General features: G+C 31.6%; 13 protein-coding genes. 12 read left to right on the top strand and 1 reads right to left on the bottom strand.

Annotated elements, in window-relative coordinates:
• Positions 1-295: 295 nt before the first annotated feature.
• The 4 genes from CLOCEL_RS14485 (at position 296) to CLOCEL_RS14470 (ending at position 5926) form a co-directional block, all read left to right on the top strand.
• Positions 296-1303 (top strand): alpha/beta hydrolase, encoded by a 1008-nt coding sequence (locus tag CLOCEL_RS14485; protein WP_010075678.1) that lies wholly within the window; start codon positions 296-298, stop codon positions 1301-1303.
• 182 nt (positions 1304-1485) lie between these two features.
• On the top strand, positions 1486-1998 hold the full coding sequence (locus CLOCEL_RS14480) for a MarR family winged helix-turn-helix transcriptional regulator (protein ID WP_013291809.1): 513 nt from the start codon (positions 1486-1488) through the stop codon (positions 1996-1998).
• A gap of 23 nt (positions 1999-2021) precedes the next feature.
• Complete coding sequence (locus CLOCEL_RS14475; protein ID WP_010075676.1) at positions 2022-3749, top strand: ABC transporter ATP-binding protein; 1728 nt, start codon at positions 2022-2024, stop codon at positions 3747-3749.
• Positions 3746-5926, top strand: coding sequence for an ABC transporter ATP-binding protein (locus CLOCEL_RS14470; RefSeq protein ID WP_010075675.1), 2181 nt, complete (start codon positions 3746-3748; stop codon positions 5924-5926). Before CLOCEL_RS14475 ends, CLOCEL_RS14470 begins: the two co-directional genes overlap by 4 nt.
• Positions 5927-6165: 239 nt before the next feature.
• On the opposite strand, the gene CLOCEL_RS14465 is transcribed toward CLOCEL_RS14470, so the two are convergent.
• Positions 6166-6372, bottom strand: a complete 207-nt coding sequence (locus tag CLOCEL_RS14465; protein WP_010075674.1) for a cold-shock protein — start codon at positions 6370-6372, stop codon at positions 6166-6168.
• Positions 6373-6713: 341 nt separating this feature from the next.
• On the opposite strand from CLOCEL_RS14465, the gene CLOCEL_RS14460 reads away from it, so the two are divergent.
• The 8 genes from CLOCEL_RS14460 to CLOCEL_RS14425 all read left to right on the top strand — a co-directional run bounded on the left by CLOCEL_RS14460 (position 6714) and on the right by CLOCEL_RS14425 (position 13057).
• On the top strand, positions 6714-7565 hold the full coding sequence (locus tag CLOCEL_RS14460) for a DMT family transporter (protein ID WP_010075673.1): 852 nt from the start codon (positions 6714-6716) through the stop codon (positions 7563-7565).
• Between the two features lie 335 nt (positions 7566-7900).
• On the top strand, positions 7901-8659 hold the full coding sequence (locus CLOCEL_RS14455; RefSeq protein WP_010075672.1) for a MurR/RpiR family transcriptional regulator: 759 nt from the start codon (positions 7901-7903) through the stop codon (positions 8657-8659).
• 161 nt (positions 8660-8820) lie between these two features.
• The gene (locus CLOCEL_RS14450; RefSeq protein ID WP_010075671.1) at positions 8821-10257 is read left to right on the top strand and encodes a glycoside hydrolase family 1 protein; all 1437 of its coding nucleotides are present in this window, start codon (positions 8821-8823) and stop codon (positions 10255-10257) included.
• A gap of 44 nt (positions 10258-10301) precedes the next feature.
• Positions 10302-10604: a PTS sugar transporter subunit IIB gene (locus CLOCEL_RS14445; protein WP_010075670.1), complete on the top strand. Its 303-nt coding sequence runs from the start codon at positions 10302-10304 to the stop codon at positions 10602-10604.
• A 66-nt stretch (positions 10605-10670) separates the two neighbouring features.
• Positions 10671-11978, top strand: a complete 1308-nt coding sequence (locus tag CLOCEL_RS14440) for a PTS sugar transporter subunit IIC (protein WP_010075669.1) — start codon at positions 10671-10673, stop codon at positions 11976-11978.
• 34 nt (positions 11979-12012) lie between these two features.
• Positions 12013-12249 carry a hypothetical protein gene (locus CLOCEL_RS14435; RefSeq protein WP_010075668.1) on the top strand — a complete coding sequence of 79 codons (237 nt, stop codon included), beginning with the start codon at positions 12013-12015 and terminating at the stop codon, positions 12247-12249.
• Between the two features lie 83 nt (positions 12250-12332).
• Positions 12333-12644, top strand: coding sequence for a PTS sugar transporter subunit IIA (locus tag CLOCEL_RS14430; RefSeq protein ID WP_010075667.1), 312 nt, complete (start codon positions 12333-12335; stop codon positions 12642-12644).
• 245 nt (positions 12645-12889) lie between these two features.
• Complete coding sequence (locus CLOCEL_RS14425; RefSeq protein WP_010075666.1) at positions 12890-13057, top strand: zinc-ribbon domain-containing protein; 168 nt, start codon at positions 12890-12892, stop codon at positions 13055-13057.
• Positions 13058-13118: the final 61 nt, after the last annotated feature.

The following is a 13118-nucleotide window of genomic DNA, read 5'->3' as shown; positions in this document are numbered from 1 at the left end:
TTGTGATATTATCCTAATTTTACCACAATATTAAAAATGTAACAATACAAGTAAGACAATATAGTCAAATTTATTAAAATATTGATTACAAGTAATAAATTGTAAGAAACTATTAATGAAGATTATTATAAAAGGTGTAAGTTAAGTTGATGTAATGATATTGATAATATAATAAAAAACTCTTGTACAAATTTAAATTCAAGAAGAATTGATATGAAAAAGATTATTTAAATGAACTTATTGGATGAAAGAACATAATATGGATTTAGAGATAATTGTAAAGAGGAAGCTGTAGATGAAAGTAGATTTTAGATATAACAAAGAATCTATCAAAGCAGTTGAGGGATATATATACAAAGGATTAAATTATAGATGCAATTATACAAGGTTTAATTCACCATATAGAAGAACAGTACCAGGTACAGAAGTTTTAGAGATATATAATTTTGAGCCTAAGACTAAAACAAGAGCATCAGTGATATTGCTTCATGGCTTAGGAAGCCGAAATATAAAGTTTCTATTGTGGATGGGATGTCATCTTGCAGCAGCTGGAGTGCATTGTGCTATACCAGTGCTCCCAGGCAATTATACGAGAGTTGAACATGGATCAGTTAGTGGAAGAAGTTTTGTTTATCCAGATTTACGCCAGATGATTAAATTCTGGGAGCATGCTGTTGTAGATATTAGATCAACTATTGACTTTCTTCAGGTGAATAATAAATGGTTTTCAAATAATTGTATTATGGGTTATTGTTTAGGGGGAATGCTTACATCAATAGTTGCATCGGTAGATAAAAGAATAAATCAAGTTATATTTATGACTACAGGCGGCTATATGCCTAAAATACTTCATGAATCTCCAGCTGCTAATGTAACAAGGAAATTATTTAAGAGTGGGTATAAAGATTCTGATTATCTTTACGATAGGGAAAAGTTATATGAAACATATAAACAACAATTACCTCTTGTTAGAAAAATGCCGCTAAGAGAACTTTTACTTAGTGAAGATATCCATACATTATTCAAAATAGATCCCATAGCTTATGCTCATTATCTTGATAAATCGAAGGTAACCTTTATAGATGCATTATTAGATGAAACTATTCCATTAAGAAGTAGAATGACACTTTTTAAAGAGATGAAAGGAGCTAAAAGATATATATTACCTATGACTCATGGTAGTTGGTTGCCTTTTGAAAGGTTTGTAGCTCAATATATCCTCTTGAAGTTGAATATAAACGATAAGGAAAGTATAAAAAAAGCTCAAAAAAATTTCAGGAGTGAAAAGGAGTTTTTTGGTTAGAATATTTACCAAGTCACATAATTTAAAAAATAGACTAGAGAACTCAAAAAAACTTAATAGAATAGTTATTTGTAAAACAGCCTTTTGAGTTAGGCTGTTTTTAATTTTTCTTTGGATATATATTAAATGTATTTTGTGTAAAATATATTGACAGAAGGTTAAAGTGATAATAAAATTAGTTTGTGTACGAAATAAACGTAAGCGAAATAAACGCGAACGAAATAAACGTAAGCGAAATAATTTTAGTAGGTGAAGAAATGGAGGACATTATTGAAGTAAGGAAACTATTGTATAAGATAGTTGCACTTGTTAAACAAACTATTATAAAACCTAAAGGACATATGAATATTACAGCAACCCAAGGTATGATGATACATATGGTGGGTAAAAATAATCAAATGAAGGTTAGTGAGTTAAGTGAAGCTTTGGGTTTATCTAACAGTACTGTGTCAGGAATAATAGATAGGTTAGAAAAACAGAATATACTAGAAAGAATTAGAAGTGAGGAAGATAGAAGGGTAGTTTACGTAAAGCTACATCCTGAATTTAAAAATAGTGCCTGTGACAACTTTAAAGCTCAGGAGGATTTTTTAGATAATATATTGCATAAAGCTTCTGAAGAAGAATTAGAAAAGATAGTTGAAACCATAGGTATTTTAGAAAGATTACTAAATGAAGCAAAAAATAAAGTATAAAATAGAACAGGAGATGATTGCCGATGATAAAATTATTAAGGTATTTAAAGCCGTACAAATTTCATGTAGTTGCTATCTTGGCACTGCTTTTTACACAAGCAATAGCTGAATTATATCTGCCAACCCTAATGTCAGATATAATTAATAAGGGTATTGTAGATGGAGACAATTCTTATATTTGGCAAACAGGAATAAGAATGATTCTTGTGTCTGGATTAAGTGGAATTGCTGCTATTTTGGCAACTTTACTGGCTACAAAAAGTGCCGTAGGTTTTGGAACAATTTTACGAAAAGAGGTTTTTCATAAAGTTGAAGAATTTTCATTAAATGAAGTGGATAAAATTGGAACAGCATCACTTATTACAAGAACTACTAATGACATTACTCAAATCCAGCAAGTTGCAATAATGATACTTAGAATGATGCTTTACGCACCAATTATGAGTATAGGTGCAGCGATTATGGCAATAAAAGAAGATTCAGGATTGTCTTGGGTTATTTTGGTTGTAATTCCCGTTATTGCTGTGGTAATTGGACTTATTATGGTAAAAGCTCTTCCTCTATTTAAGATTATCCAATCAAAAGTAGATAAACTTAATTTAGTACTTCGTGAAAATCTTACAGGGATGAGAGTAATAAGAGCATTTAACAAAGTTGAATATGAAAAAGTTAGATTTGATAAAGCTAATGAAGATCTTACAGATACAAATATTAAGGTTAATAAGATTATGTCTATATTAATGCCAGTTCTAATGTTAATATTTAATCTTACAACTATTTGTATTTTATGGTTTGGCGGCAAGAGAATTGATACTGGAGATATGCAAGTAGGGTCATTACTAGCATTTATCCAATATATAATGCAAATGATGTTTTCAATATTAATGCTTACAATGATGTTTGTTTTAGTACCACGTGCTCAAGCTTCATCACAAAGAATTAATGAAGTTCTTGATACAGAATTAGAGATAAAAGATATAAATAGAACTAAGAATGGAAGTTCAATGCAAGGGTATATTGAATTTAAGGATGTAACCTTTAGATATCCTGGTGCTGAGGAATCGGTACTTGAAAATATATCTTTTAGTGCTAAGCCAGGGGAAACTACTGCTATTATAGGTGGTACAGGCTCTGGAAAATCAACTCTAGTAAACCTTATTCCAAGATTTTATGATGTTGAAAAGGGAGATATACTTGTTGATGGTGTTAGTGTAAAAGAAATGTCTCAAGAAACATTAAGAAAGAAAATAGGGCTTGTTCCACAAAAAGCAGTCCTATTTAGTGGCACTATTAAAGAAAACCTTAGATATGGAAAAGAAGATGCTACAGATATTGAAATAGCTCATGCAGCAAAGGTTGCTCAAGCGGAGTCCTTCATATCAGAACTTGGCGAAGGTTATGATTCATACATTGCACAAGGTGGAAATAATGTTTCTGGAGGACAGAAACAACGTCTTTCAATAGCTAGAGCATTAATAAGAAAGCCTGAAATATATGTATTTGATGATAGCTTTTCAGCTTTGGATTTTAAAACAGATGCTAAATTACGAGCTGCTCTTAAAGGTGAAACAAAGGACGCTACAGTAATAATAGTTGCCCAAAGAGTAACTACAGTTATGGACGCAGATAGAATAATAGTATTAGAAGATGGCAAAATAGTAGGAATGGGAACTCACAAAGAATTGTTACAAGGAAACGAGGTATATAGAGAGATTGTTTCCTCTCAACTTTCAGAGGAGGAATTGGCATGAGTGAAGAAAAGATGAGCAAAGAAAAAAGACAAGGTGGACCAGGTCATGGTGGTCCAGGAGGTACAATTGGAAGACCAGTTGAAAAAGCAAAGGATTTTAAAGGTACTTTTAGAAGACTTTTAAAATATTTATCTCCTAGAAAAGGAACGTTAATTGTTGTACTAATTTTTGCTATATTGAGTACTATTTTTAGTATTTACAGTCCAAAGGTAATGGGAAGAGCTACAACAAAACTTTTTGAAGGTGTAATTGCAAAATTTGAATACAGTGCTGTCTCAAAGGGAGTAATTGAAGCAACTGAACAGCAGAAAACTGCTATGGAAGAGCAGAATAAAGCTATCCAAGAAAAAATTAGTCAACATCCAGAACAAGCAGAAATAATAAAAGCAGAATCGCAAAAGGCGATGAAGGAAGCAGCAGCTACGGCTAATACTCCTGAAAATCAAGAAAAAGTGGATAAAGCCAATGAAATATTAAATAAGTATCTGGATGAAAGTGAAGTTGAATCTGTTAAAAATTCTATGGCTTCTGCAGATATTGATAAATTAAATTCAATATTTGATGATAATAAACCAAGTATAGATTTTAAGTATATTTCAGATATAATCCTATTTTTAATATGCTTATATGTAATAAGTGCGATATTTGGGTTTATACAACAATATTTGATGTCTGGAGTATCTCAAAAAACTGTTTATGAGATGCGTAAAGATGTAAATGAAAAATTCACAAAGCTACCACTTAAGTATTTTGATGCACGTACACATGGGGAAGTATTGAGCCGTGTAACTAATGATTTAGATACTGTAGGAAGTACACTTCAACAAAGTTTAACTCAACTTATAACTTCAGTAGTTACTATAATTGGTATATTTATCATGATGCTTTCTATAAGCCCAGTGATGACATTGATTGCAGTAGTAACTTTACCAGTAAGTGTTATCATAACGCAAATGATAGCTAAAAAATCTCAAGGATATTTTAAAGCACAACAAAAAACTTTAGGACAAATCAATGGGCATGTTGAAGAAATGTACACTGGTCATAACATCGTTAAAGCTTTTGGACATGAGAAAAAGTCTATAGAACAATTTGATAAGCTAAATGATGAACTATATGATTCAGGATGGAAATCACAATTTATTTCAGGGATAATAATGCCACTGTTAAACTTTGTTGGTAATCTAGGTTATGTTTTTGTATGTATAGTTGGTGGTTTAAGAGCTGTTAACGGAAAGATAACAGTTGGTGATATACAAGCATTTATACAATATTCAAGACAATTTACAATGCCGATAGTTCAAACAGCTAATATAGCAAATATACTTCAATCAACTGTGGCTGCTGCAGAGCGTGTTTTTGAAGTGCTTGATGAGGAAGAACAAATACCAGATGAAAACACTACCAAAGCAATTGATAAGCCTAAAGGCTTAGTTAACTTTGAAAATGTTGATTTTAGTTATAAAGAAGATGTAAAGCTTATAGAAAACATGAATATTACAGCAAAACCAGGTCAAACTGTTGCAATAGTAGGACCAACTGGTGCTGGTAAAACAACTCTTGTTAACCTTCTTATGCGTTTCTATGAATTAAATAATGGAAAGATAACTATTGATGGAGTAGATATAAAATCATTAAATCGTGGGGATTTAAGAACTATGTTTGGTATGGTACTTCAAGATACTTGGTTGTTTAATGGAACTATAAGAGATAATATTAAATATTCTTGTGAGGATGCAACAGAAGAGCAAATAATAAATGCAGCTAAAGCAGCACATGCTCATCATTTTATAAAGACGCTTCCTCAAGGTTACGATACAATATTGAACGAAGAGGCTTCAAATATTTCTCAAGGACAAAAACAATTGTTAACAATAGCACGAGCTATTATAGCAAATCCATCGATATTAATCCTTGATGAAGCTACAAGTAGTGTAGATACAAGAACAGAGGTTTATATACAAAAGGCAATGAACCACTTGATGGAAGGAAGAACAAGTTTCGTAATAGCTCATAGATTATCAACAATAAAAAATGCGGATTTAATCTTAGTTATGAATCATGGAACTGTAATAGAACAAGGAACTCATAATGAACTTCTTGAAAAAGGTGGATTCTACGCTGATTTATATAATAGCCAATTTACTGGATCAAATTTAGTAGAAGAAGCTATTTAAAATAGAAAAAAGAAGTTGTCCAAAAATATTTTGTGGCAACTTCTTTTTATTATGGGTAGAAATTAAAAATTCTTTTAAAGTGAAAAATGAGTTTTCTTATAGTGAAAAATTAAGGTGTTATCATGAACTGGCAAAAAATGTAGTTCTCATAGAGATAAAAAACAATATAAAAACCACCTTAAATAAGGTGGTATTATACTTAATAGTTAAATTTTAAATTTACTATTAGAAAAGCTAGATTAGCCTAACTTTACAACGTTAGCAGCTTGAAGACCTTTTGGTCCTTGCTCTACTTCGAATTCAACTTTTTCGCCTTCTTCAAGATTTTTTCTTGGGCTGTCGCTTTGAATAGCGCTAAAGTGAACGAAAACGTCATTTTCTCCTTCTACTTCGATAAAACCAAAGCCTTTTTCTTGATTAAACCATTTTACTGTACCAGTTTTCATGAAATATCCTCCTAAGTTAACACGCAGTATTGCTGATATATAAATTTTTATATCACAAACGTGTTCTTTATATATTAGTATATCACAATATAAAAAAAATAACAAAAAATTTTTATTAAAAATATTACTTTTTTAATAGTTTTTTTAGTAACTGTATTATTATAAATCAATTGTTCGAATGTATACACTTTTGCAATGGAATTATTTTCAATTCATGTTTTTGAAGCCGAAAAATGTTATAATATTTACTGAAGAGTTAATGGAATTATTATAGTATAAATATCACGTCTTGTAGTATGCAAAAGTCGAACTTTTAAAGGAAAAAAGCAAAGGAGAAAATAATGAGGAAAGAATTAAAGGCTCAAATCATATTAGTACTATTAACTGCTATATGGGGGTTGGGGTTTCCGTTAACTAGTTTAGCATTAGGCGGAATAGGTCCATATACCCTGGTTTCTGTTCGAAGCTTACTTGCTTCATTGATGTTAATAATTATTTTTAGAAAGAGAATAAGTATTATAAATTGGAAGACAATAAAAGCAGGGGTATTGATTGCTATCGCACTAATGGTAGGGAGTTTTTTACAAACAGGAGGTATGTTATACACTACTCCGAGTAAATCGAGTTTTATTACAGGTTTTAGTGTTATTTTTGTGCCTATATTTATGATTATCATTTATAAAAAACCGCCAACAAGAAGAATGGTTATGTCGATAGTTATTTCAATCATTGGACTCATATTAATGACCTATAATGGTGATGCAGGAATTAATATCGGAGATATATTAACTTTGTTATGTGCTTTAGTGTTTTCAGTGCAGATGCTTTTAGTAGATAAGTTTGGAAGTAGCTTTGATGGAATAACTTTAGCAATGGTAGAACTTATAACCATGAGTATTCTAGCTACACCTGTAGCTTTTCTGCAAGAGGGATACCATATAGACTATACTAGTACTAGTGTAATTTTGTGTATACTTGTAACGGGATTATTAGGAAGTGGATTTGCTATGGTTATGCAAAATAAAATGCAACCATTAATAAATCCAGCTCATGCAGCAGTGATTTATTTGTGTGAACCAGTATTTGGTGTTTTTTTCTCTTTATTTATAGGAGATATGCTTTCATTAAGAGCTGGAATTGGAGCTGTATTAATATTAATTGCTATGTTTATAGGCGGACAAGAACAAGGTTAAGTGTGATACTTTAGAAAAATATAGGGTTTCTAATTGAAGAAATTGATTTATGAATCCTTAAAAACTAAAAGAAACTAAGAGGTTAATAAATTATAACTCAATATTTATATAGAGACCCTATGGATTTTAGAGAAGCGTAAAGAAAAAAGTAAATAGTGGGATAAAAAAGGAGTAGAATCCTTTGGTGTTGCGGCGTGAAACCGTTGTAAATGATTACAATTCGTGATAGAATAATAATGTTTAACTTAATTGCAATTATATGCTATATTATTAATTAATTAATAAAGATATCATAAGCTTGAAGAGACATCTAAATAACAGATAGGGAGGTATATATGTTTAATGTTGGAAACGTAAATAACCTTAATGACTTGGAATTGCAACTTTATAGGTATATAAGTGAAAATATGGAGAAAGTAGTTTATATGAGGATAAGAGAATTAGCCCAGGAAACTCATGTTTCAACTACTACTATCATAAGATTTTGTAAAGCAATGGGTTGTGAAGGATATTCTGATTTTAAGACAATGCTAAAGTTATACCTAAAGGAGTACAAAAGAAATGATTCTAAACTAATGCTTAGTACAGGAATCCTTGAGGACTTTTTAGAAAGAGTTGTAAATGGCGATTTAGATGATGCTATGAACAAAGCTGCAAAATTGATTCATGAACAAGAAAATGTGTTGTTTATAGGTATCGGTAATTCAGGTCATAGTTCTGGTTATGGAGCAAGATATCTATCAAGTTTGGGTAAATTTGCTTTGTACATAGATGATCCGTACTATCCATTAACCGGTGACATTATAAAGAATAGTGTGACTATTGCTATTTCAGTTTCTGGTGAGAGTGATTCGATATTAAGACTCACAAATATATTTAAAGAAAGAGGAAGTAAGATAATAAGTGTAACTAATAGGAAGAGTTCACCATTATCAAAGATGGCAGATGTCAATATATCTTACTATATTCAACAAGAAAGTTTTGCTGATAATGGATTAGAATATAGGGATATTACATCACAAGTACCATCGATATTTATTGTCGAGACCATAGCTAAGAAGGTTCATGAACTTATGAATAACCGCGAATTATAGGGAATTTCATAAAATATACAGTTTTCGTATATCCTACATGTAACAAGGTGTTTTTTATGCGTACATAGTTACATTACAGAATAAATGTTATTTAATAACATCAAAACCTTTACATGACTTATTGAAAAGAATACAATAAGAACATGAAAGGAGTGATGAATGTGATACACAAGCATTTGAAGCCATTCCCGAAAAATTTTCTTTGGGGATCTGCAACAGCAGCATACCAAATAGAAGGTGCCTATAACGAAGATGGTAAAGGGATTTCTGTATGGGATGAATATGTTAGAGCAGAGAATCGTACTTACAAAAACACTAACGGTGATGTAGCAGTAGATCACTACCATAGATATAAAGAAGACGTTGCCTTAATGGCAGAAATGGGATTAAAGGCATACAGATTCTCTATAGCGTGGACAAGAATTTTTCCAGAAGGTAGAGGCGAAGTAAACGAAAAAGGTTTAGAGTTTTATGATAACCTTATTAATGAACTTATCAAGTATAATATTGAACCAATTGTAACTATTTATCACTGGGATGCTCCGCAGAAGCTTATGGATTTATATGGTGCATGGGAGTCAAGAGAAATTATAGAAGATTTTAATAATTATTGCGTAACCTTATTCAAAAAGTTTGGTGACAGAGTTAAGTATTGGGTTACATTAAATGAACAAAACGTATTTATAGGTCATGGTTATAGAGGAGCTATGCACCCACCAGGAGTAAGTGATTTAAAGAGAATGTATGAAGCTAATCATATTGCAAACTTAGCAAATGCTAAAGCTATCTGTTCTTTTAAACAATATGTTCCTGATGGAAAAGTTGGGCCAAGCTTTGCATATACACCAGCATATCCATTCTCATGTAAACCAGAAGATATCTTAGCTTATGAAAATGCAGAAGAGTATAATAGTCATTGGTGGCTTGAAGTTTATTGTAATGGTGAATATCCTAAAGCGATTTGGAACTATCTTGAAGAAAAAGGACTTACCCCAACTATAGAAGAAGGGGACTTTGAGCTTTTGAAACAAGGAAAACCTGACTTCTTAGGAATGAATTATTATAGATCAGAAACTTATGAAATGAATCCTTTAGATGGCGTTGGTGCTGGAAAGGTTAACACTTCAGGCAAAAAAGGAACAACTGAAGAATCAGGAGTACCAGGACTATACAAAACTAAGAAAAATCCAAATCTTAAAGCAACAAATTGGGATTGGGAAATCGATCCAGAAGGTTTGAGAATCAGTTTAAGAAGACTTACAAATAGATATGGATTGCCTGTACTAATTACAGAAAACGGTTTAGGTGAGTTTGATAAACTTACTGAGGACAAGCAAATATTTGATGATTACAGAATTGATTACTTAAGATCTCACATTGAAGCTTGTCAAGAAGCTATAACAGACGGAGTAGAACTTATTGGTTACTGCACGTGGTCATTTACAGATTTATTAAGTTGGTTAAATGGTTACCAAAAACGTTATGGTTTTGTTTATGTAAACAGAGATGAGGAAAGTGAAAAGGATTTAGCTCGTATACCTAAAAAGAGTTTTTATTGGTATAGAGATGTTATCCAAAGCAATGGTGAAAAGCTATAAAAATTCATATACAATAGCTTAAAATTTAGGAGGGGTATTTAATTATGAAAAAAATATTATTAGTTTGTTCTGCTGGAATGTCTACCAGCTTATTAGTTACAAAAATGCAACAAGCAGCAATTGAGAAATCAATTGAAATCGAAATTTTCGCATTACCGGTTGCTGAATGTGCTAGCGTAGCAGATTCTGTTGATGTAGTTTTACTTGGACCACAAGTAAGATACCAAAAACCACAAGTTGATGCTGTTATCAAAGGCAGAGTTCCAGTTGACATAATCGATATGAAAGATTATGGAATGATGAATGGAAAAGCTGTATTTGAAATGGCTATGAAGTTAATCGGTTAATTGATACTTTAAAAGTACTTAATTAATAAATCTATCAGAAAAAAATATATAATGGGGGTTATCAAAGTGAGTCAATCAAACAAAAAAGGTTTCATGGACAGATTTGAAGCTGTTGCTGAGAAAAGTCTTCTTCCAATAGCTATGAAGCTAAACGCTCAAAGACACTTAGCAGCGCTAAGAGACGCATTTATCCTAGTGTTACCATTAACAATGGCAGGATCATTTATCGTAATGCTTAACTGTGCATTCTTTGCAGCAGATGGTTTCGTATATGATAAGTTAATGTTAGGTAAATTAATACCAGGTTTAACAGAAGTAGCTCCAGTTTTATGGCCAGCTAACAACGGAACATTAAACATATTATCCTTATTAGTTTGTTTCTTAATTACTAGAAACTTAGTTAAAACACTAGGTGGAGATGATTTAATAGGTGGATTATTAGGTTTTTCATCTTTCTTCATCCTTTATCCAGATTTAGCTAAAACAGCAGGCGGATATTTTGGAACAAAAGGTATCTTCGTTGCTATGTTCATAGGATTCTTAGTTGGTGAAGGTTTCGCAAGATTATCTAAAGTTGAAAAACTTCAATTTAAGATGCCAGATTCAGTACCACCAGCAGTTGCAAGATCATTTAAAGTTTTAATTCCAATATTTATAATGATATTTATAGTTACAGTAGTTAACTTCTTAGCTACTAAAGTTAACGCAGACGGTATTTTCCCAATAGTTTATTCAGCTATCCAAAAACCATTAGAAGGTCTAGGACAAAACATTGGAACATTATTAATATTACTTACTCTTAGTAATTTATTATGGATATTCGGTATCCACGGACCAAACACAGTTAACGCTATTCAAAGCGCTATGTTTGAAGGACCAAAAAATGACAACTTAGCTTATGCTTCAGCAAACGGAACAGCATGGGGTGCACCAAATGAAATTACATGGCAATTAGTTGACGCCTTTGGTAACATGGGTGGTTCAGGTATGACTATCGGTCTTATCATTGCTATAATATTAGTTTCAAAAAGAGAAGATTTCAAATCGCTTAATAAATTAGCTATCGGACCTGCAATATTTAACATTAACGAACCAATAATATTCGGGTTACCAATAGTATTAAACCCAATATTTATATTACCATTCGTAATATTACCAGTTGTAAATGTATTTATAGGTTACTTATGTATCCATTTTGAAATAATTCCACCACTAGCATTTAACGTGCCATGGACAACACCAGGACCACTAGCTGCATTCTTTGCAACACAAGAGCCATTAGCATTATTAATATCACTTGTACTTGTTGCAATATCAGTTGTTGTTTACATACCATTTGTTATGGCAGCTAATAAATCAGGTGCAACTGAATAGAAAATATTAATTTTATAGTATAGGAGATGAGCAGATGGGTAAGTATAATGTAGAATTGAACTCAGCACAAATAAAACATTTAAATGATTTTTTTAAGGACTACCAAGATGAGCATGTAAAATGCGAATTGGTTGAAACTACTAAAATAAAGTCAATGCTTAGTGTCGAAAGTGACATGGATGCAGCGGCTACAGAGGCCTATATAAAGAATACTTTTAAATCTAAGTCACAGTATGGGATGGCGATATATTACTCAGTGCACATCCGATAAAACTATGCAGTAAATTTAATCTGGGAGTTCATAAAATTCCCAGATTATTATTTTATAAAAAATGAAGAAAAGAGGACGAGAAAATGGATGAATTAGAACAAGTTGCTTTTAACCTTATAAGTAATGTAGGAATGGCAAAGTCCTTAATTATGGAAGGGTTAGTAGAGGCTAGAAACTCAAATTATGAGGGTTCAGAAGCAAAATTGAAAGAAGCAGATACTTATTTAACAGAAGCGCATCACGCGCATTTTGGATTGATTCAAAAAGAGGCACAAGGGGAGCCTACAACAGTTTCATTAATTCTTATGCACGCTGAAGATCAATTAATGACTACAGAAGTTATGAAGGATCTTGTAAAAGAAATGATCCTTATGTATAAAAAAATTAACAACTAACATAAGATAGAAAAAAATCCAGGCAAGACCTGGCTATAAATATAAATTAAATTATTTTTATTTAAATTATTAAAAAGTTTTTTAAAAAAAGCTTGAAGGGTTTTTTCATATGTGTTAATATTATATTGTTGTAAGAAAAGACTACACAAGTAAAGATTTAATACGATTAAATGCATTCCCTTTTTTAGGTATGAATAGGTCAGTGTTAAAATCTTAATTTATCCAGAAAAAGGAGAATGTTCAAAATGGCAGATAAAACAATAGTATGTAAAGATTGTGGAAAAGAATTTGTATTCACAGAAGGCGAGCAAGCTTTCTACAAAGAAAAAGGATTCGAAAACGAACCACAAAGATGCCCAGATTGCAGAAGAGCTAGAAAGCAAAACAGCAATAGAGGCGGATTCCAAAGATAATTAAAAAAACCCTGCAGAATTTATTCTGCAGGGTTTTTGCTGTTTATAGGATATCATGGGT

The organism is Clostridium cellulovorans 743B (assembly GCF_000145275.1).
GTDB lineage: Bacteria > Bacillota > Clostridia > Clostridiales > Clostridiaceae > Clostridium_K > Clostridium_K cellulovorans.
The sequence above is the reverse complement of the archived record's forward strand: the minus strand, read 5'-3'. Positions and strand labels throughout refer to the sequence as shown.